Annotated in this window: 18 protein-coding genes and 3 pseudogenes; 16 read left to right on the forward strand and 5 right to left on the reverse strand. The window is 74.1% G+C overall.

Annotated elements, in window-relative coordinates; all coding sequences use genetic code 11:
- The first annotated feature begins 2 nt into the window (after positions 1-2).
- Positions 3-935: an SIS domain-containing protein gene (locus IE237_RS15970; protein WP_189802641.1), complete on the forward strand. Its 933-nt coding sequence runs from the start codon at positions 3-5 to the stop codon at positions 933-935.
- Positions 932-1,684: a PIG-L deacetylase family protein gene (locus IE237_RS15975; RefSeq protein WP_189802642.1), complete on the forward strand. Its 753-nt coding sequence runs from the start codon at positions 932-934 to the stop codon at positions 1,682-1,684. Before IE237_RS15970 ends, IE237_RS15975 begins: the two co-directional genes overlap by 4 nt.
- Positions 1,685-1,700: 16 nt before the next feature.
- Here IE237_RS15975 and IE237_RS15980 read toward each other — a convergent pair whose 3' ends face one another.
- A complete protein-coding gene (locus IE237_RS15980) occupies positions 1,701-2,480 on the reverse strand; it encodes a VOC family protein (RefSeq protein WP_189802643.1) in 780 nt (259 codons plus the stop codon).
- 213 nt (positions 2,481-2,693) lie between these two features.
- Positions 2,694-2,843, reverse strand: a pseudogene (locus tag IE237_RS15985) (FAD-binding protein); the annotation flags it as partial.
- 68 nt (positions 2,844-2,911) lie between these two features.
- On the opposite strand from IE237_RS15985, the gene IE237_RS15990 reads away from it, so the two are divergent.
- From IE237_RS15990 to IE237_RS16050, 13 genes are all read left to right on the forward strand, one after another.
- Entirely contained in the window at positions 2,912-3,499 is a 588-nt protein-coding gene (locus IE237_RS15990; protein WP_189802644.1) for a helix-turn-helix domain-containing protein, read from the forward strand.
- A 69-nt stretch (positions 3,500-3,568) separates the two neighbouring features.
- Positions 3,569-4,537, forward strand: coding sequence for an NADPH:quinone oxidoreductase family protein (locus tag IE237_RS15995; RefSeq protein ID WP_189802645.1), 969 nt, complete (start codon positions 3,569-3,571; stop codon positions 4,535-4,537).
- Positions 4,534-5,715 (forward strand): acyl-CoA dehydrogenase family protein, encoded by a 1,182-nt coding sequence (locus IE237_RS16000; protein ID WP_189802646.1) that lies wholly within the window; start codon positions 4,534-4,536, stop codon positions 5,713-5,715. Before IE237_RS15995 ends, IE237_RS16000 begins: the two co-directional genes overlap by 4 nt.
- On the forward strand, positions 5,712-6,815 hold the full coding sequence (locus IE237_RS16005) for an acyl-CoA dehydrogenase family protein (RefSeq protein WP_189802647.1): 1,104 nt from the start codon (positions 5,712-5,714) through the stop codon (positions 6,813-6,815). The genes IE237_RS16000 and IE237_RS16005 overlap by 4 nt, the downstream gene beginning before the upstream one ends.
- Positions 6,816-6,926: 111 nt before the next feature.
- Positions 6,927-8,525 (forward strand): ABC transporter substrate-binding protein, encoded by a 1,599-nt coding sequence (locus IE237_RS16010; protein ID WP_189802648.1) that lies wholly within the window; start codon positions 6,927-6,929, stop codon positions 8,523-8,525.
- Entirely contained in the window at positions 8,522-9,514 is a 993-nt protein-coding gene (locus IE237_RS16015; protein ID WP_189802649.1) for an ABC transporter permease, read from the forward strand. Before IE237_RS16010 ends, IE237_RS16015 begins: the two co-directional genes overlap by 4 nt.
- Entirely contained in the window at positions 9,507-10,343 is an 837-nt protein-coding gene (locus tag IE237_RS16020) for an ABC transporter permease (protein WP_189802650.1), read from the forward strand. Before IE237_RS16015 ends, IE237_RS16020 begins: the two co-directional genes overlap by 8 nt.
- An 11-nt stretch (positions 10,344-10,354) precedes the next feature.
- A complete protein-coding gene (locus IE237_RS16025; protein WP_189802959.1) occupies positions 10,355-11,353 on the forward strand; it encodes an ABC transporter ATP-binding protein in 999 nt (332 codons plus the stop codon).
- On the forward strand, positions 11,346-12,011 hold the full coding sequence (locus IE237_RS16030; protein ID WP_189802651.1) for an ABC transporter ATP-binding protein: 666 nt from the start codon (positions 11,346-11,348) through the stop codon (positions 12,009-12,011). The genes IE237_RS16025 and IE237_RS16030 overlap by 8 nt, the downstream gene beginning before the upstream one ends.
- Before the next feature lie 113 nt (positions 12,012-12,124).
- The gene (locus IE237_RS16035; RefSeq protein ID WP_189802652.1) at positions 12,125-12,319 is read left to right on the forward strand and encodes a hypothetical protein; all 195 of its coding nucleotides are present in this window, start codon (positions 12,125-12,127) and stop codon (positions 12,317-12,319) included.
- 89 nt (positions 12,320-12,408) lie between these two features.
- Positions 12,409-13,161 (forward strand): ABC transporter ATP-binding protein, encoded by a 753-nt coding sequence (locus IE237_RS16040; protein WP_189802653.1) that lies wholly within the window; start codon positions 12,409-12,411, stop codon positions 13,159-13,161.
- 5 nt (positions 13,162-13,166) lie between these two features.
- A complete protein-coding gene (locus IE237_RS16045; RefSeq protein ID WP_189802654.1) occupies positions 13,167-14,534 on the forward strand; it encodes an ABC transporter permease in 1,368 nt (455 codons plus the stop codon).
- Positions 14,527-15,867 (forward strand): sensor histidine kinase, encoded by a 1,341-nt coding sequence (locus IE237_RS16050; protein ID WP_268253697.1) that lies wholly within the window; start codon positions 14,527-14,529, stop codon positions 15,865-15,867. The genes IE237_RS16045 and IE237_RS16050 overlap by 8 nt, the downstream gene beginning before the upstream one ends.
- Positions 15,868-15,987: 120 nt before the next feature.
- On the opposite strand, the gene IE237_RS16055 is transcribed toward IE237_RS16050, so the two are convergent.
- Entirely contained in the window at positions 15,988-16,632 is a 645-nt protein-coding gene (locus IE237_RS16055; protein ID WP_268253702.1) for a response regulator transcription factor, read from the reverse strand.
- A gap of 171 nt (positions 16,633-16,803) precedes the next feature.
- Here IE237_RS16055 and IE237_RS16060 point away from each other — a divergent pair.
- A pseudogene (locus IE237_RS16060) lies at positions 16,804-17,325 on the forward strand (hypothetical protein); the annotation flags it as partial.
- A 549-nt stretch (positions 17,326-17,874) separates the two neighbouring features.
- On the opposite strand, the gene IE237_RS16065 reads toward IE237_RS16060, so the two are convergent.
- Together IE237_RS16065 and IE237_RS41510 are read right to left on the reverse strand one after the other, a co-directional pair.
- Complete coding sequence (locus IE237_RS16065) at positions 17,875-18,591, reverse strand: cation:proton antiporter domain-containing protein (RefSeq protein WP_229842704.1); 717 nt, start codon at positions 18,589-18,591, stop codon at positions 17,875-17,877.
- Positions 18,588-19,603: pseudogene (locus tag IE237_RS41510) on the reverse strand (formylglycine-generating enzyme family protein). The gene IE237_RS16065 and the pseudogene IE237_RS41510 overlap by 4 nt, the downstream one beginning before the upstream one ends.
- Between the last annotated feature and the right edge of the window lie 14 nt (positions 19,604-19,617).

Below are 19,617 nucleotides of genomic sequence, written 5' to 3' on the forward strand. Positions count from 1 at the left end.
CCATGAGCAACCACGTCAGCGCGGAGATCGCCGGCCAGCCCGACTGCTGGCGCCGCGCCGCCGAGATCGCGGACCGCGACACCGGCCTGCTGCCGGCCCGCGGCGAGCGCGTCGCGGTCGTCGGCTGCGGCACCTCGTACTTCATCGCCCGCGCCTACGCGGCCCTGCGGGAGTCCCTCGGCGCCGGTGAGACCGACGCGTTCCCCGCCTCCGACACGACCCCGCTCGGCCGCGGCTACGACCGGATCGTCGCCCTCACCCGCTCCGGCACCACCACGGAGGTCGTGGACCTGCTCGCCCGCGCCGCCGGCCGCGTCCCGACGCTCGTCGTCACCGGCGTCCCCGACAGCCCGGCCGGGCGGCTCGCCGAGCGGGTCGTCGACCTCGGCTTCGCCGACGAACGCTCCGTCGTCCAGACCCGGTTCGCCACCACCGCCCTGCAACTCCTGCGCGCCGGGCTCGGGGTGGACCTCGGCCCCGCGATCGCCGACGCGGAACTCGTCCTGTACGAGCAGCTGCCCGCCGCCTGGGAGCGGCGCGGCCAGTTCACCTTCCTCGGCACCGGCTGGACCGTCGGCCTCGCCGACGAGGCGGCGCTCAAGCTGCGCGAAGTGGCCCGCGCCTGGACGGAGTCGTACGCGGCGATGGAGTACCGCCACGGCCCGATCAGCATCAGCGACCGGGCGAGCCTGGTCTGCTGCCTCGGCCCCGCCCCCTCCGGTCTCCGCGAGGAAGTGGAGTCCACCGGCGCCCTGTTCGCCGCCGACGCGATCGACCCGGTCGCGGCCCTGGTCCGCGCCCAGCGGCTCGCGGTCGCCCTCGCGGACCGGCGCGGCCTCAACCCCGACCGTCCGCGGCACATCTCCCGCTCGGTGATCCTCGCCGGAGCGTTCCGCCCGACGGTGTCGGAGGCGACCCGTATCCTGCGGTCATGATCGACACGGATGCCCCGGACCTTCTGGAGATGCCCGGCGACTGGACGCGCGCGCTCGCCGTCGTCGCCCACCCCGACGACCTGGAGTACGGCTGCGCGGCGGCCGTCGCCGCCTGGACCGACGAGGGCAAGGAGGTCTCGTACGTCCTCGCCACCCGCGGCGAGGCCGGCATCGACTCGCTCGCCCCGGACGTCTGCGGCCCGCTCCGCGAGCGGGAGCAGCGCGACAGCGCCGCGGTCGTCGGCGTGGACACCGTCGAGTTCCTCGACCACCGCGACGGCGTGATCGAGTACGGACTCGGGCTGCGCCGCGACATCGCGGCGGCGATCCGCCGCCACCGGCCGGAGCTGGTGATCACCCTCAACCACCGTGACACCTGGGGCGGGGGTCCCGGCGCCCCCTGGAACACCCCGGACCACCTGGCCGTCGGCCGCGCCACGCTGGACGCGGCCGCCGACGCGGGCAACCGCTGGATCTTCCCCGAACTGACCGAGCAGGGCCTGGAACCCTGGAACGGCGTCCGCTGGGTCGCGGTCGCCGCCTCCAGCACCCCGACCCACGCGGTCGACGCGACCCCCGGCCTGGACCGCGCGATCCGCTCCCTCCTCTGCCACCGCGCCTACATCGAGGCCCTGACGGACGAGGCCCCGGAGGAGTACGTCCGCGCCTTCCTGACCGCGGCGACGGCCCGCGCCTCCACCCGCTTCGCCGACCGCCCGGCGGTGGCGTTCGAACTCTTCGCCCGCTGAGGCGAGGGGCGGCGGGTCACCCCGTCGGCGCGGGCTTCAGCACCGCGAAGACCGCGCCGAAGGGGTCGGCGAGCCAGGCGATGCGGCCGACGTCCGGGATGTCGGCGGCCGGCAGTACGACCGAGCCGCCGTTGCCCTGGGCCGCGAGGGAGATCGCGTCGGCGTCCTCGACCGCGAAGTACGGGATCCAGCGCGATCGCTCGCCCTCGCCCTGGAGTTCGGCGACCCCGCCGAAGGAGGTGTCCTGCTGGTCCCCCTCGGCGGTGGAGATCACGCGGTACGTCATGCCCGGGGCGTCCATCGACGCCCACCGCCAGCCGAACAGGGTCCGGTAGAAGCCGAGGGTGGACTCCGGGTCGGGGACGTGCAGTTCGGCCCAGACGAGGGTGTTGGGGGAGGAGGTCCGCTCCAGGCCCCGCACCTGCCCCGGCTGCCAGACGGCGAACTCGGCGCCGGCCGGGTCGGTGAGGCAGGCCATGCGGCCCGCGTCCATGACGTCGAAGGCCTCGACGCGCACGGTGCCGCCCGCCGTCTCGGCCGTCTTCTGGGTGGCGTCCGCGTCCGGGGTCTGGAAGTACACCGTCCAGGCGGAGCGCGCGCCCTCCTCGGTGAGCGGGCCGACCGCGCCGACCGTCGCGCCGTCCTGCTGGAAGAAGCCGTAACCGCCGGCGTCCGGGCCCGCCGACCGGAACTCCCAGCCGAGGACGGCGCCGTAGAACGCGGCGGCGGCAGCGGTGTCGGGGCTGCCGAGGTCGATCCAGTTGGGGGAGCCCTTGGTGAACTGCGTACCGAGCATGGGAGGTGTCCCGTCCTTACGTCGTACCGGCCGAATGTGGTCACCATGGCCGATCCTCACCCACGGCCCCGCGCGGCGCAGCCCCAGCCGCCACGTTTCATCCGGCCGGCCGACGGGCCGCCCCCGCCTCCAGGTCCGCGATCAGCAGCTCGCTGCTGATCGCCACGCCCGCCCGGTAGCCCCGGCTCACCGCGTTGACCACCTGTTCCTGCGGGCCGGGGCGTTGCGGGGTTCGTCGGCGTCGACGAGCAGGGTGCGCAGCCGTGAGCGGCCCATGATCAGCGCCGCGCTGAGCCCGGCCGCACCACCGCCGACCACCACCGCGTCGTACCGCTCGTGCGTGTCAGGTGTGTTCGTGTTCATGCAGGCGAGAGTGGTTCCGCTGGTGAACGTACCGCAAGGAATCTTGCCGTTTCTGCAACACTGGAGGTATGACCGAAGACGATCGCATCGACGCCGTCCTGACCGAGGTCGGCCCCCGGCTCCGCCGGGTCCGGCGCGACCGGGGTGTGACCCTGGCCGAGCTCTCCGCCGCCACCGGCATCTCCGTGAGCACCCTCTCCCGGCTGGAGTCGGGGCAGCGCAGACCCAGCCTCGAACTGCTCCTGCCGCTCGCCCGTGCCCACCAGGTCCCCCTCGACGAGCTGGTCGGCGCCCCGCCGGTCGGCGACCCCCGCGTCAAGGCGAAGCCCATCGTGCGACACGGCCGGACGATGTTTCCGCTGACCCGGCAGCCCGGCGGGCTCCAGGCGTACAAGGTGATCCAGGAGAAGGCCCATGAGAACCCGGAGCCCCGGGTGCACGAGGGGTACGAGTGGCTGTACGTGCTCTCCGGGAGGCTGCGGCTCGTCCTGGGCGAGCACGACGTCGTGCTCGCCGCCGGTGAGGCGGCCGAGTTCGACACCCGCGTCCCGCACTGGTTCGGGCCGGCCGGGGACGGGCCGGTGGAGTTCCTGAGCCTCTTCGGACCGCAGGGCGAGCGCATGCACGTGCGGGCGCGTCCCAAGAAGTCCGGCTGACCCGGTTCCGCAGCGGGCAAGCGACCGCTTAGTATGCCACCGACCGCTCGGTACGGAGGAGGCTTCCGGATGCAGGCATGGCGTGTGTACGAGAACGGCGAACCGGGCGCGGTGATGCGCCGCGAGGAGGTGGAACCGCCCGCGCCCGGCGACGGCCAGGTCCTCCTCAGGGTCCGCGCCGCGAACGTCAACTTCCCCGACGCGCTGCTCTGCCGCGGCCACTACCAGGTGCGGCCCCCGCTGCCCTTCACCCCCGGCGTGGAGGTCTGCGCCGAGACCGAGGACGGGCGGCGGGTCATCACCACCGCCGCCCTCCCGCACGGCGGCTTCGCCGAGTACACCCTCGCCGACGCCGCCGGGCTCCTGCCCGCCCCGGAGGCGCTCGACGACGCCGAGGCCGCCGCGCTGCACATCGGCTACCAGACCGGCTGGTTCGGTCTGCACCGCCGCGCCGCCCTGAAGGAGGGCGAGACCCTGCTCGTCCACGCGGCGGCGGGCGGCGTCGGCAGCGCCGCCGTCCAGCTCGGCAAGGCGGCCGGCGCCACCGTCATCGGCGTCGTCGGCGGCCCGGAGAAGGCCGCGGTCGCCCGCGCCCTCGGCTGCGACGTCGTGATCGACCGCCGCTCCGAGGACGTCGTCGCCGCCGTCAAGGCCGCGACCGGCGGCCGGGGCGCGGACGTGATCTACGACCCCGTCGGCGGCGAGGCCTACCAGCAGTCCGCCAAGTGCGTCGCCTTCGAGGGCCGGATCGTGATCGTCGGCTTCGCGTCCGGCGGCGTCCCCGCCCCCGCCCTCAATCACGCCCTGGTGAAGAACTACTCGATCCTCGGCCTCCACTGGGGCCTCTATGCGGCCAAGGACCCGGCCTCGATCGGCCGCTGCCACGAGACCCTCACGGCCTACGCGTCCAAGGGGCTCATCAAGCCCCTCATCGGTGAGCGCGTCCCCTTCGCCGGTGCCGCCGACGCCGTCCAGCGCGTCGCCGACGGCACCACCACCGGCCGGCTGGTCGTCCTCCCGGAAGGAGCCCACGCATGACCGACGCCGAGGAACTCCGCTCCCGCACCCGGCGGTTGCTCGCCGAGCACCCGCCCGCCACGACCGGGCGGACCGACTTCCTGAAGGCCCGCTTCGACGCCGGACTCGCCTGGGTGCACTACCCCGTGGGCCTCGGCGGACTCGACGCGCCCCGCGCCCTCCAGGCCGTCGTGGACGCCGAACTCGCCGCCGCGGACGCCCCCGACAACGACCCGCGACGCATCGGCATCGGCCTCGGTATGGCCGCCCCCACCCTCCTCGCCTACGGCTCCGAGGACGTCAAGTCCCGCTTCCTGCGGCCCCTCTGGGTCGGCGAGGAGGTCTGGTGCCAGCTCTTCAGCGAGCCCGGCGCCGGCTCCGACCTCGCCGCGCTCGGCACCCGCGCCGTCCGGGACGGGGACGAGTGGGTGATCGACGGGCAGAAGGTGTGGACGTCCAGCGCCCACGTCGCCCGCTGGGCCATCCTCATCGCCCGCACCGACCCCGAGGCGCCGAAGCACCGGGGCATCACCTACTTCGTCTGCGACATGACCGACCCCGGGGTGGAGGTCCGGCCGCTGCGCCAGATCACCGGCGAGGCCGAGTTCAACGAGGTCTTCCTCACCGGCGTCCGCATCCCCGACGCCCACCGCCTCGGCGAGGTCGGCGACGGCTGGCGGGTCGCCCAGACCACCCTCATGAACGAGCGGGTCTCCATCGGCGGCGCCCGCATCCCCCGCGAGGGCGGCATGATCGGGAAGCTGGCCACGACCTGGCGCGAACGTCCCGAGCTGCGCACCCATGACCTGCACCGGCGCCTCCTCGACCTCTGGGTCGACGCCGAGGTCGCCCGGCTCACCGGCGAACGCCTCCGTCAGCAGCTCGTCGCCGGACAGCCCGGCCCCGAGGGCAGCGCGATGAAGCTCGGCTTCGCCCGGCTCAACCAGGCCATCAGCGGCCTGGAGGTCGAACTCCTCGGGGACGAGGGCCTGCTGTACGGGGAGTGGGAGATGCGGCGCCCCGAGCTCGTCGACTTCACCGGCCGCGACGCCGGCTACCGCTATCTCCGCTCCAAGGGCAACTCGATCGAGGGCGGGACCACCGAGGTCCTCCTCAACATCGTGGCCGAGCGGGTCCTCGGCCTGCCCCCGGAGCCCCGCAACGACAAGGACGTCGCCTGGAAGGACCTGGCCCGATGAAAGCCCAGACCGATCTGCTGTACTCCGAGACCGAGGACGACCTGCGGGCGGCCGTCCGCTCCCTGCTCGGCGACCGGGCCGGCCACCAGACCCTGCTCGACCGGATCGAGACGGACGATCCGTACGTCCCCGGCCTCTGGAAGTCCCTCGCGGGTGACATCGGCGCCGCCGGACTCCTCGTCCCCGAGGAGCTCGGCGGCCAGGGCGCGAGCCACCGCGAGGCCGCCGTGGTCCTGGAGGAGCTGGGCCGCGCGGTGACTCCGCTGCCGTACCTCACGAGCGCGGTGGTGGCCACGGAGACGCTGCTCGGCCTCGCGGGGGAGGGGGCCGGCCCCGTCGCCGAGCTGCTCGCCTCCCTCGCGTCCGGTGAACGCGTCGCGGTCCTGGCGGTGCCGTTCTCCACCGCGCCGCACCCGGCGGGCGCCGGAGACGGAGACCTCCCGGAGGGCCCGGTGCGCGCTGTCGCCGACGCGGTCGCCGCCGACGTGTTCCTCGTACGACGCCCCGACGGGCTGTACGCGGTCCCGGCCGCCGACGCCGTCGTCACCCCGCTGACCCCGCTCGACCTGACCCGGCCGCTCGCCGTCGTCGACCCCACCGGAGCCGGGGGCAGTCGCCTGGCCGACGCGGACGCGGCCCGCGCGGCCGTCCGGCGCGGACTGCTCTCTGGGGCGGGGCTGCTCGCCTCCGAGCAGCTCGGCCTCGCCGAGCGGTGTCTGGAGGAGACGGTCCGGTACACCCGCGAGCGCCACCAGTTCAACCGGCCCGTCGGCTCCTTCCAGGCCCTGAAGCACCGCATGGCCCAGCTCTGGCTGGACGTCGTCGGGGCCAGGGCCGCGGCCCGCGCCGCCGCCGACGCCCTCGCCACCGGCAGCCCCGACGCACCGCTCACCGTGGCGGTCGCCCAGGCCTACTGCTCCAAGGTCGCGGTCCGCGCCGCCGAGGAGTGCGTGCAGCTGCACGGCGGGATCGGGATGACCTGGGAGCACCCGGCGCACCTGGCGCTGAAGCGGGCGAAGTCCGACCAGATCGCCCTCGGCTCGGCGGGCCGCCACCAGGACGCGATCGCCGCTCTGATGGAGCTCCCGGCACCCGCGTAACGGAGCCGGGGCCTCCGAGTAAGGGCCCCCCTGTGTCCGCACCCCTTTACCTGCTGTTTAATTGCAAGCTGTTCGCAATAACAGTTGATCTTCAAAAGGGGTGTGGGCACGATGACCGCCCGATCCATCCGCAGTACGGCGGCCGTGACCGCGGCGGGGGCGCTCGCCCTCGCCACAGCGGCCTGCTCGAACCCCGGCTCCACCGCCGGCGGCTCCGGCGGACCCAAGGATTCCGCGGTCGTCGGCATCGCCTACGAGCCCGAGACCCTCAGCCCCCTCCTCGGCTACGGCAAGGACGGCAACTCCAAGATCTTCGACGGGCTCCTCGCCTTCGACGCCGGCATGAGGCTGAAGCCCGCCCTCGCCGTGAAGCTGCCCCGCGTCACCGACGGCGGCCTCACCTACACGTACACCCTCCGCGAGGGCGTCACCTTCAGCGACGGAGTCCCCTTCACCGCGAAGGACGTCGTCTACACGTACCGGACGATCCTCGACCCGAGGACGAACAACCCCTCCCGCACCGAACTCGACGCCCTCGAGAGCGTCGACGCGGTCGGCGACGACACCGTCGTCTTCCACCTCAAGTACCCCTACGCGCCCTTCGCCGAGCGCACCGTCCACGCCATCGCCCCCGAGCACGTCGCCGCGAAGCAGGACGTCAACACCGGAGCCTTCACCAGCAGGCCGATCGGCACCGGACCGTACGTCCTCACCGGCTGGTCCAAGGGGGAGAAGCTCAGCTTCACGGCCAACCCCACCTACTGGAACGGCGCGCCGGCCGTGAAGAAGTTCACCATGGCGATCATCAAGGACGACGACGTCCGCGCCACCCGCCTGCGCGCCGGCGACCTCGACGGCGCGATCCTGCCCCCCAACCTCGCCGCCGGCTTCAAGGGCGACGCGGCGAAGAAGACCTGGACGGCGAAGACCTTCGACTACCGCACCGTCACCCTCCCCACCCACCACCCGGTGTCCGGCGACACCGCCGTCCGCCGCGCGCTCGACCTCGCCGTCGACCGCCGGGCCATGGTCGACAAGATCCTCGAAGGCGCCGGGAAGCCCGCCTACGGGCCCGTCCCCACCGACAGCCCCTGGTTCGCCAAGGGCACCGAACGCCGCCACGACCTCGACGGCGCCCGGAAGATCCTCGACGAGGCCGGCTGGAAGCCCGGACCGGACGGCGTCCGCGTGAAGAACGGCGTCCGCGCCGCCTTCCCCCTCTGGTACCTCTCCGGCGACAAGCTCCGTCAGGACCACGCCCTCGCCTACGCCTCCGACGCCAAGAAGGCCGGCATCGACATCACCACCCAGGCCGGCACCTGGGAGGTCATCGAGCCCCGCATGAAGACGGACGCCGTCCTCGCCGGCGGCGGCTCGCCCGGCGACCCCGACTTCGACCAGTACCTGCTCCTGAAGTCCACCCTCGGCGGCGACGGCTTCAACAACATGGCCTGGTACGACAACAAGACCGTCGACCGCGCCCTGGAGGACGGCCGCCGGACCGACGACCCCGGCAAGCGCCGCGCCGCGTACGACACCGTCCAGCGCGCACTCGTCGAGAACCCCGGCTACACCTTCCTCACCCACATCGACCACCTCTACGTCGTGAACGACCGCTGGGACGGCCTGACCACCCAGACCGAACCGCACGACCACGGCCTCGCCTCCGGCCCCTGGTGGAACGTCGAGAACTGGAAGCCGAAGCATTGAGCCGCCGCCTCCCCTGGGGGGCCATGGCCAGGATGACGGGACGGCGGGCACTCACCGCCGTCCCCGTCCTCCTCGGCGTCACCCTGGCGGTGTTCGCCGTCGCCGAAGCCTCCCCCTTCGACCCCGTCAAGGCCTACGCGGGCACCGCCGGACTCACCGCCTCGCAGGAGAACCTCGACCAGCTCCGCGCCAACCTCGGCGTCGACCGGCCCCTCCTCGCCCGCTGGTGGGAGTGGCTCACCTCCGCCCTCACCGGCGACCTCGGCGACTCCGCCGTGATGCGCCGCCCCGTCGCCGAGGTCATCGGCGAACGCCTCGGCTGGTCCGTCCTCCTCGCCGCCACCGCCTTCGCCGTCGCCATCGTCCTCGGCACCCTCCTCGGCGTCCTCGCCGGACGCCGCCGCGGCGGCCTCCTCGACCGGGCCGTCAGCTCCGCCGCGTACACCCTCGAAGCCGCCCCCGCCTTCTGGCTCGGACTCCTCGCCATCTGGTTCTTCGCCCTGAGGCTCGGCGCCCTGCCCGCCGGCGGACTCACCGACACCGCCAGCGACACCGTCACCGCCGACCAAGTCGCCCGCCACCTCGTGCTGCCCGCACTCGTCCTCGGACTCTCCCAACTGCCCTGGTTCTTCCTGTACGTCCGCCAGGGCGTCGGCGACGCCCTCGACGAGGACCCCGTGCGCGGCGCCCGCGCCCGCGGCCTGCGCGAACGCACCGTCCTCACCGGCCACGCCCTCCGCTCCGGAATGCTCCCCATGCTCACCCTCGTCGGCTCCCGCGTCCCCGAACTCATCACCGGCGCCCTGCTCGTGGAGACCGTCTTCAGCTGGCCCGGCATCGCCGCCGCCACCGTCACGGCCGCCACCTCCGTCGACTTCCCGCTGCTCGCCGCGCTCACCGTCCTCGCCACCGCCGCCGTCCTCCTCGGCAACCTCCTCTCCGACCTGCTCTACGGCCTCGCCGACCCCAGGGTGGGCTTCGATGGCTGACCCGCGCACCCACCGCCTGCGCCTGTGGAGCTCCGGCCTCACCGTCGGCGTGATCCTCCTCGCCGTCCTCCTCGTGCCCCCGCTCGTCCAGCTCGACGAACAGGCCGTCGACCTCTCCCGCAAGCTCCTCCCGCCATCCTGGGAGCACCCCTTCGGCACCGACGACCTCGGCCGCGACCTCCTCCTGCGCTGCGTCTACGGCCTGCGGATCTCGCTCCTCGTCGGACTCGTCGCCGCGCTCGTGGCCACCGTCGTCGGCACCGCCGTCGGAGCCGCCGCCGGAGCACTCGGCGGCTGGACCGACCGCACCCTCATGCGGCTCGTCGACGCCTTCTCCTCCGTCCCGCACCTGCTGCTCGGCATCTTCGTGGTCGCCCTCTTCCGGCCCGGCGTCTGGCCCGTCATCGCCTCCGTCGCCGTCACCCACTGGCTCTCCACCGCCCGGATCGTCCGCTCCGAGGTCCTCTCCCTGCGCACCCGGCCCTTCATCGACGCCGCCGTCTCCGGTGGCGCCGGCCGGTGGCGCGTCGCCGTCCGGCACCTGCTGCCCGCCGTCCTGCCCCAGGCCGGGCTCGCGGCCGTCCTCATGGTCCCGCACGCCATGTGGCACGAGTCCGCGCTCTCCTTCCTCGGCCTCGGCCTCCCCAGCCACCAGGCCAGCCTCGGCAACCTCGTGCAGAACGCCCGCTCCTCGCTCCTCGCCGGGGACTGGTGGCCCACCCTCTTCCCCGGCCTCCTGCTCATCCTGCCGACCCTCGCCATCGCCGGACTCGCGGGCGTCTGGCGCGACCGCCTCAACCCGCGCCGCCGATCGGAGCTGATGCTGTGACCGCCGACCACGTGCTCCGCGCCCTTGCAGCCGTCTCCGCCGAGCGCGCCGAGGGGGCCGTCCTCAGCGTCCGCGGGCTCACCGTCCGCTTCCGGCTGCGCGGCGGCCGGACCGTCGACGCCGTCAGCGACGCCGACTTCGACCTCGGGGCGGGAGAGTGCCTCGCCCTCGTCGGCGAGAGCGGATGCGGCAAGTCCGTACTGGCCTCCGCCCTCCTCGGTCTCCTCCCCGGGAACGCAGAGACCTCCGGTACGGCCCTCCTCGCGGGACCCGAGGGCGGCGCCGGCACCGACCTGCTCGCCGCCGACGAGAAGACCCTCGCCCGCACCGTACGGGGGCGGCGCGTCGGCCTCGTGCCGCAGAGCCCCGCCGCCCACCTCACGCCCGTCCGCACCGTACGGTCCCACCTGGAGGAGACCGTCCGCGCGCTCACCGGGACCTCCCGCCGGGCCCGCCGCGAGGCCGCCGAGACCGCCGCCGAACGGGCCGCGTTCCCCGCCGGACACCTCGACCGCCACCCGCACGAACTCTCCGGCGGACTCGCCCAGCGCGCCGCCACCGCACTCGCCCTCATCGGCGACGCCCGCCTGCTGCTCGCCGACGAACCCACCACCGGCCTCGACCGCGACCTCGTCGACCGCACCGTCGACGAACTGCGCCGCCACGCCGACGAGGGACGCGCTCTGCTCCTCATCACCCACGACCTGGCCGCCGCGGCCCGCATCGCCGACCGCGTCGCCGTCATGTACGCGGGCCGGATCGTCGAAGTCGCCCCCGCCCACCGCTTCTTCGGCCCCACCGGACCCCGCCACCCCTACGCCCGAGGGCTCCTCGACGCGCTGCCCGACCGGGCGTTCACCCCGATCCCCGGCATGCCGCCCGAGCTCTCCGACCTGCCCGAAGGCTGCGCCTTCGCCCCGCGCTGCCCCCGCGCCACCGTCCGCTGCGGCACCCGCCCCGCACCGACGGCCGGCGTCGCCTGCCACCACCCGGAGCAGCCCCGTGCTTGAACTCGACTCCGTCACCGCCGGCTACGAGCGCCGCGCCCCCGTCTTCCACGGCGCCTCCCTCACCGTCGCCCCCGGCGAATCCGTCGGACTGCTCGGCCCCAGCGGCTGCGGCAAGTCCACCCTCGCCCGGGTCGCGGCCCTCCTCCACCGTCCCGACGCGGGCCGTCTCGTCCTCGACGGCACCGAGGTCCGGGCCTGGCGCCACCGCGCCCCGCGCGCACAGCGCACCGCCGTCGGTGTCGTCTTCCAGCAGCCCCGCACCGCCGCCGACCCCCGCCTCACCCTCACCGAGCTGATCGCCGAACCCCTGCGCGCCACCGGCCGCCGTGCCGAGGCCGCCGACCGGGTCGCCGCCCTCGCCCCGGCCGTCGGACTCACCCCCGACCTCCTCGGCCGCCGCCCCCACGAGGTCAGCGACGGCCAGCTCCAACGCGCCTGCCTGGCCCGCGCCCTGACCCTCCGCCCCCGCTGGCTGATCTGCGACGAGATGACCGCCATGCTCGACGCCTCCACCACCGCGGCCCTCGTCGCCGCCGTCGAGACCTACCGCGCCGAGACCGGAGCCGGCCTCCTCGCCGTGGGCCACGACCGCGTCCTGCTGAACCGGTGGTGCGACCGCACGGTCGACTGGAAGGACTGCCTGACCGCCGCGCCCTGACCGAATCTCACCCGTATGGCCGCCCCGCCATACGCCCGGACGGACCGCGCATTCCGCCACACTGTCCGCCGAACGCCGCAATTCCGGTGCGGCGACGGAGGGACGTGAGTGCGATGGCCGTTTCCATTTCTGTCGTGGTGCTGCTGCTGGTGCTGGCCGTGATCTTCCTGCGCAACGGCGGCCTGAAGGTCACCCACGCCCTCGTCTGCGCCCTGCTCGGCTTCTTCCTCGCCGGCACCAGCATGGCGCCCACCATCCACAACGGCGTGGCCGCCACCGCCGAGGTGGTCTCCAGCCTCAGGCCCTGACCCGCCCCGCCGGGGTTCGGAAACCCGAACCCCCGATCCGGGGGCGGGCATGATCGACCCGCCCCGCCGTGCCCGCCGAGGATGAGGGCATGGCTGAGACGACGATGGACACGAGGACGGCGACCGCCGCCCGTGCCGAGGACCTGCACCGCGCGTACGGGCGCGGCGCCGCCACCGTACACGCGCTGCGGGGGGTGTCGGTGGCCCTCGCACCCGGAACCTTCACCGCGGTGATGGGCCCGTCCGGGTCCGGGAAGACCACCCTGCTGCACTGCCTCGCCGGCATGGACCGCCCCACCCGCGGCACCGTCCGGTGGGGCGACACCGACGTGACCCGACTGCCGGAGCGGAAGCTCGCGGAACTGCGGCGCACCCGCGTCGGCTTCGTCTTCCAGGCGTTCAACCTGATGCCCGCGATGACCGTCGCCCAGAACGTCGAGCTGCCCGGCCGGCTGTCCGGCACACGGCCGGACCGCGCCCGCGTCCTCGAAGCGCTCGCCCGGGTCGGCCTCGCGGGGCGCGAGCGGCACCGCCCCGGACAGCTCTCCGGCGGCCAGCAGCAACGCGTGGCCATCGCCCGCGCGCTCGTCTCCCGGCCGCGTGTGCTCTTCGCCGACGAACCGACCGGCGCGCTCGACCGGGCCACCGGTCACGAGATCCTCGCGCTGCTGCGCGAGGGCGTCGACCGGGAGGGCCAGACCTGCGCGATGGTCACCCACGACCCGGTCGCCGCCGGATACGCGGACCGGGTGCTGCTTCTCGCCGACGGCCTCGTGGTCGACGAACTGGACCGCCCCACCGCCTCCGAGGTCGCCGCGCGCCTCGGCCGGCTCGGCGGGTGAGCGCCATGACCGTCCTCGCCCTCGGCCAGATGCGCCGAACCCCGGCGGCCTTCGCCGGACTCGCCGTCGCGTTCCTCCTCCTCGTCGCCACGACGACGCTGTTCGGCTCCCTGTTCGCCACCCAGGCCACCGCTCCCGAAGCCCTGCGCGCGACGCCGGTAGCGGGACCCGGGCTGATGGTGATCGCGGGAGCCTTCGGTGAGATCGCCGTCCTGGTCGCCTTCTTCGTCGTCGTGAACGCCATCGGCTTCGCGCTCCGCCGACAGCACCGCGAGCTGGCGCTCCTGCGCACCATCGCGGCCACACCCCGCCAGGTACGGCGACTCGTCCGCGTCCAGATCCTCGTCACCGCACTCGCCGTGGCCGTGCCCGGCGCGCTCGCCGGGGCCCAGGCGGCCCGCCTCCTCCTCGTCGCGCTGCAGGAACGGGGGATGGCCGCCCCGGGCCTGCGGGTACCGATGACACCCCTGCCCGCGCTGATCGCACTGGCGATCACGCTCCTCGTCGGGCTCGCGGCGTCGGCCGTGGCGGTACGGCGGATCTCCCGCATCGCGCCGGCCGCCGCGCTCACCGCGACCACCACCGAGCACGGCCGGACCGGCGTGCTGCGCCTGCTCGTCGGCGCCTGCGCCCTGGTGGGCGGCGGTCTGCTGCTGCGGCTGGCCGCGACACGGCCGGCGGACGAGCTGGACAAGGCGGGTCAGGCGGCGCTCCTCGGCTCGCTGGTGCTGCTCGTCGCGGTCGGCCTGACCGGGCCGCTCGCGGCACGCGCCCTGGTGTTCGTCCTGGGCGTGCCCCTGCGGGCGCTGCTGCCCGGCACGGGCTGGCTCGCGGAGGCCAATCTGCGCGGGTACGCCCGGCGGCTGACGTCCGCCATGGTGCCGGTCGCGCTCCTCGTGGGCCTGTCGGGGACCATGATGATCATGACACGTACCGCCGAGCACGCGGCCGGCGCGACCGGCGCCGCCTCCGACACCGACGTCTGGCTCCGCCAGGCCGAACTGGCGCTGCTGACCTGCTTCGCCGCCGTCTCCACGGTCAACACGGTCATCGCCGTCACCGGGGAGCGGCGCCGCGAGTTCGCGCTGCTGCGCCTGGTCGGGGCGACGCGGCGCCAACTGCTGCGCATGCTCACCGCCGAGGCCCTGCTGACCACGGCCGTCGGCGTCCTCCTCGGTGCCGGCGTCGCCGCGCTCGCCTCCGCCGCGTTCAGCACGGCGGCGACCGGCTCCGCCATGCCGTCCGTCCCGGCCGCGGCCTGCGGATGGATCGTCGTGGGCGCGGCCGCGCTGACCGTCCCGGGCATCCTCGGCGCGGGCCTGCGGGCGATCCAGGGCCCGGCGGCGGAACGGGCGGGCGGCGGCCGTGACTGACACGGCCGCCGGCGGGCCTCCGGAGATCCGGCCGTCCGGCGGCGGGCCGGGGGCCCGGGGCCCGGCGTCCCGTGGTGCGCCGGGGGCCGTCCCCGCCGGGGCCGGGGACGGCCCGGTGCGGCGCCCGTACTTCTCCCTGCGCGCAGGCGAATGGGTGTTCGCCGTCGCGGGGCTGCCGGTCGCCCTGGTCTGCGGGGTGTACGCCCTGGCCGTCCTGTACGCGGGGACACTGCTCTCGCTCACCGTGCTCGGCCTGCCGTTCGTGGTCGTCGCGCTGCTCGGCGCGCGCGGCCTCGGCAGGCCGCACCGCCACCTGGTCGGCGCGCTGCTCGGTGAGCACGTCGAGGCCCCCGCCGGACTGCCGCGCCCCGACGGCCTCGTCGCCCGCGGCCGTGTCGTGCTGACCGACCCGGTCGCCTGGCGGACGCTCCTGTACCTGGTCCTGCGACTGCCGCTGGGCGTCCTCGGGTTCGCCGCCGGAGCCGGTCTGCCCCTCGCGTGCGGATGGCTGATCGGCTTTCCGCTCTGGGGCCGCCTGATGGAGCCCGACTCCCCGCCGGGCGCCGGGATGAACGCGCTCGCCGTCCTCCTGGGTCTGGTCCTGCTGGCCGGTGCGCCCGGTGCGCTGCGCGTGGTGGCCGGGGCGAACCGGCGGCTCGCGGGGCTGCTCCTCGGGCCCGCCCGCGCCCAGCGCCGCGTCCGTGAACTGGAGGCGGCCCGCGCCGTACTCCTCGCGGACAACGGCGACCGGCTCCGCCGCCTGGAGCGTGACCTGCACGACGGCACCCAGGCCCGCCTGGTGGCCCTGGCCATCACCCTCTCGCTGACCGAGGACGCGCTCGATCCGGCCGCCGGCCCGGACCTCGGCCGGCTGCGGACCCTCCTCGACCGTGCCCGCGGCCAGACCGAGGAGACCGTCGCCGAGCTGCGGCTGCTCACCCGGGGCATCCACCCCGTGGCCCTGGACGGTGGCCTGGGCGAGGCGCTGCCGGGACTCACCGCCACCTCGCCCGTCCCCGTCGCCGTCCGCCTGGACCTCGGCGAACGCCCGGACGAGGCGATCGAGCGAGCCGTCTACTTCTGTGCCGCGGAGCTGCTGACCAACATCGCCCGGCACAGCGGCGCGCGGACGGCCGCACTGGAGGCCGCCGTGCGCGACGGCCGGGTGCGGCTGACGGTGCGGGACGACGGGTGTGGCGGCGCGGCACCCGGCGGGGGAACCGGCCTCGCCGGTCTCGCCGAGCGGCTCGCGGCGGTGGACGGCACCCTGCGCGTGGACAGCCCGCCGGGCGGCCCGACGGAGATCACCGCCGAGCTGCCCGCGCGGCTGTGACCTCCGATCACCTACCGGTCTCGGGCGCAGGGGCGAGGACGGACGTCCCCTGCCGGCCTCGGAGAGAAGGCGAGGACCGACGTCCCCTGCCGGTCTCGGCGAGAGGGGCGAGGGCCGACGTCACCCGGCGGTCTCGGACAGATAGGCGAGGACGGCCTTCACCCGCCGGTTGTCCGCCTGGGTGGCCGGGAGGCCGAACTTGGTGAAGACGGCCGCGACATGCTTCTCCACCGCCCGCTCCGACACCCCCAGCCGCTCGGAGACGGAACGGTTGGAGTGGCCCTGGGCCATCAGCTCCAGGACCTCCCGCTCGCGCGGTGTCAGGGAGTCCACCCGGCCGACGCGGTCGCCGTGCACCAGCCGGTCGACCACCTCCGGGTCCAGCGCCGTCCCGCCGCCCGCCACCCGCCGCAGCGCGTCCATGAACTCGGAGGTGCGGGCGACGCGTTCCTTCAGCAGGTACCCGACGCCCGTCGCCCCGCCGGCGAGGAGCCGGGTGGCCCAGGCGGTCTCGATGTGCTGGGAGAAGACGAGCACCCCGACCTCCGGGCTGGTCGCCCGGATCTCCACGGCGGCGCGGATGCCCTCGTCGGTGTGGGTGGGGGGCATCCGGATGTCGACCACGGCGACGTCGGGCCGGTGCCGGGCCACTTCGGCGAGCAGCTCGTCCGCCGTCCCCGCGGTGGCCACCACCTGGCATCCGCGGGCGCCGAGCAGCTCGACCATCCCGTCCCGGAGGACGACGGAGTCCTCGGCCAGCACCACACGCAGACAACTGTCGTTCACCAGGCCATTATCGGTCCCTTCCGTCCCAGGATCCGCACCCGCCACTCGTGAACGGCTCATGAAACCAGGGGCAGTTCCATGTACTTCTCGTGTTCGCCCGCCTACCGTCGGGCGCCGGCGCGACACACGTCAGGAACCCGAGGAGCCGCTGTGACCACCCCACCGCCCCGCAGACGAGCACGCGCGCTCGCGCTGATCACCGCGCTCGCGGGGCTTCTCCTGGCGGGCGGCGCACCCGTCGCCCAGGCGGCCGAGGAGATGCCTCTCGCCCCCGGCCACCGGCTCGTCGACCACTACGAGGGCGCACCCGCCACCGCGCGGCCCGTGCCCGGCAAGGGCCCCGCCCAGCACCCGTACCTCGCCCCCAACGGCCGCAGCGGCATGCACGCCCACGGCGCCGGCAGCGGCACCCACCCCTTCTCCGGGCCGCTCGGACGCGACCCCGAGGTCCTCAGCGCGAAGATCGCCGCCGTCGGCGGCGAGTGCGCCACCGTCACCTTCGACGCCGCCGGCCGTCTCGTCACCGTCTGCGGCACCTTCAGCGGCTTCCTGCTGAAGCTGCTCGACCCACGCACCCTCGACACCCTCGCCGAGTACAAGCTGCCGCAGCGCTCCTCCACCGTCGAGGCCGTCACCCGCCTCGACTTCGAGAAGATCTTCAAGAAGTCCTCGCCCTCGGGGCGCTGACCTGCACGGATGGCCGTGCGAGGTGTGCTGGCCTGCGACTTTGCAGCTTTCCAAGGCTTTCATGATGACGCCGTCTTAGCCGGTCGATTCTCCCCAGCCGCTCCCCAGGGCGCCTTCGTTCTCCCCAGATTCTCCCCGGCTGGCACTGCTTCGGCAGGAGCACAGCCCCCGGCCAAGCTAGTTCTCGGCTCGGAGAACCGGCTACGCACAGTGTCAGGGGAGGAGCATGATCGTGTCGTGCGTGTTCTGAACGGTCTGTCTCCGCGGGAGCCTTCGGTAAGTGTCCAACGGTTCGTGGCCTTGCCGTCCAGGGTGTGTTCGTCCTCGGTTGTTGTCCGAACGCGCGTCGTGGGTTCACCCCCTCGGACCTCTGCCCAACCGACGGGCTGGCCGACCAGTCGTGCGCCGGCGAGGCTCGCGTAGACGTGGGCAGCCCAGAAGCCAGGCGTCCCACACGCGAATGGCGTACTCGCCCGGCGGCTGATGCCTCATCGGGGGCCGTCCGCTCCCTGACCGGTGGGGCGCTCCGCACCGCTAGAACAGCGTGATCCAGTCGTCCTTCACGAACACCTGGCGCCACTCGTCGGCGATCCAGCCCCTCTCGCGCGACCGACGCAATACCCAACCACCGCCCCAGCCCACGGCCAGACCCAGCGCGGAGCTGAGCACCAGCGCCCGCCAGAAGACCCCGGCGACCCCCTCCTCCGAAGCCGTCGCTGCGGGCAGTGCCGCGAGGAACAGCACGAAGAAGGGCAGCGCCATGCCGTCGTTGAGGCCGCTCTCGACATTGAGGCCGCTGCGCACGAGCACGGGGACACGCGGGCTGGAGACGGCGGTCTTGCCGAGGGCCGCGTCGGTCGGTGCCAAGATCGTCCCGACGAGCGCCAGCTCCCACGCGGTCAGCCCCGGCAGCAGCGGCCACGCCAGGAGCCAGCCGGCCCCGATGGTCAACGGCAGCCCGATGCCCAGCAGGCGAACGGGGAGGAAGCCGCCGACGCGCAGGTCACGACGGCGTACGGACATGGCGTCGGTCAGCAGGACGAGAGTCAGGGCCGCTTCGACCAGGGTGAGGACCGGTCCCGCGTCGTGTTCCAGGTCGAGGAGGCCGAGCCCGAGCGGACCGATGGCCACCCCGAAGCCGGTGAACACCATCGGCGCCGACACGGCGGTCGTCGACAACCGCCGGGAGACGAGCGCGTACCCCGCGGTGACCGCGGCCACGGCCGCACCCGCCCACGCGCCGCCGCTCACGGGGGCCCCGCGGGCGTGTCTTCGGCGGCGCACCGGAAACCCTGGTTGCCGGTGCTGCTGTCCGGCCCGCTGGAGCTCCGGGCCGAGACACGGTAGCGGCGGCAGTAGGAGGCGTGGCACAGGTAGGACCCGCCACGGATCGCCTTGCCCAGGCCGACCGGTGGGCCTTGCGGGTCGGCCCGGGGACTGGACCGGTAGTAGGCGGGCGAGTGCCAGTCCGCGCACCATTCCCAGACGTTGCCGCACATGTTGTGCAGGCCGTAGCCGTTCGGCGGATACGCGGTGACGGGTGCCGTGCCGTACCAGCCGTCCGCGGCCGTGTTGTGGTCGGGAAAACTGCCCTGCCACACGTTCATCCGGTGCTCGTCGCCGGGTTCCAGCTCGTCACCCCAGGGGAAGGCGCGCTGTTCGAGCCCGCCACGGGCGGCGAACTCCCACTCCGCCTCCGTCGGCAGCCGCTTTCCCGCCCAGGCGGCGTAGGCCGTGGCGTCGTTCCACGAGACATGGACGACCGGGTGATCGGCGCGGTCGTCCACATCGGATCCGGGCCCTTCGGGGTGACGCCAGCACGCCCCGTACCCTGTCGCCACCAGGGAGCCTCGGCGACCGCACGGGTGTCGGGAAAGTCGCCGGGCAACAGCCCGGCGAAAACGAACGACCAGCCGTAGCGTTCGGCATCCGTGATGATTCCGGTCGCCTCGGTGAAGTCCCGGAATGCCGCGTTGGAGACGGCACAGCGGTCGATCCAGAAGGACGCGAGCCGCACCGGATGAACAGGCCCCTCTCCATCGCCGGGCACGACCCAGTCGTCCTCCGCCCCCATCAGGAACTCACCGCCGGGAACGCGGACCATGCCGGCGGCCGGCCGGCCGCTGGACGCGGCCACAGTCGCCCGGGCGGTATCCGCACGCCGCCCCGCCTCGCTCCGGGACGGACTGCAGCAGTTCTTACCTGATCCACGTTCCGGCATGGGTGGCGCACCAATCGGGAGGGAACGGGCCGATCCGCTCATGATCGGGTCCCGAC

This window comes from Streptomyces tanashiensis (assembly GCF_014648895.1).
Lineage (GTDB): Bacteria > Actinomycetota > Actinomycetes > Streptomycetales > Streptomycetaceae > Streptomyces > Streptomyces tanashiensis.

Bases quoted from the DNA above. Each gene is read 5' to 3' on its own strand.
- IE237_RS15975 (WP_189802642.1), top strand. From the start codon at position 932: ATGATCGACACGGATGCCCCGGACCTTCTGGAGATGCCCGGCGACTGG.
- IE237_RS15980 (WP_189802643.1), bottom strand. From the start codon at position 2,480: ATGCTCGGTACGCAGTTCACCAAGGGCTCCCCCAACTGGATCGACCTC.
- IE237_RS16000 (WP_189802646.1), top strand. From the start codon at position 4,534: ATGACCGACGCCGAGGAACTCCGCTCCCGCACCCGGCGGTTGCTCGCC.
- IE237_RS16005 (WP_189802647.1), top strand. From the start codon at position 5,712: ATGAAAGCCCAGACCGATCTGCTGTACTCCGAGACCGAGGACGACCTG.
- IE237_RS15995 (WP_189802645.1), top strand. From the start codon at position 3,569: ATGCAGGCATGGCGTGTGTACGAGAACGGCGAACCGGGCGCGGTGATG.
- IE237_RS16035 (WP_189802652.1), top strand. From the start codon at position 12,125: ATGGCCGTTTCCATTTCTGTCGTGGTGCTGCTGCTGGTGCTGGCCGTG.
- IE237_RS16020 (WP_189802650.1), top strand. From the start codon at position 9,507: ATGGCTGACCCGCGCACCCACCGCCTGCGCCTGTGGAGCTCCGGCCTC.
- IE237_RS15990 (WP_189802644.1), top strand. From the start codon at position 2,912: ATGACCGAAGACGATCGCATCGACGCCGTCCTGACCGAGGTCGGCCCC.
- IE237_RS15970 (WP_189802641.1), top strand. From the start codon at position 3: ATGAGCAACCACGTCAGCGCGGAGATCGCCGGCCAGCCCGACTGCTGG.
- IE237_RS16045 (WP_189802654.1), top strand. From the start codon at position 13,167: ATGACCGTCCTCGCCCTCGGCCAGATGCGCCGAACCCCGGCGGCCTTC.
- IE237_RS16010 (WP_189802648.1), top strand. From the start codon at position 6,927: ATGACCGCCCGATCCATCCGCAGTACGGCGGCCGTGACCGCGGCGGGG.
- IE237_RS16040 (WP_189802653.1), top strand. From the start codon at position 12,409: ATGGCTGAGACGACGATGGACACGAGGACGGCGACCGCCGCCCGTGCC.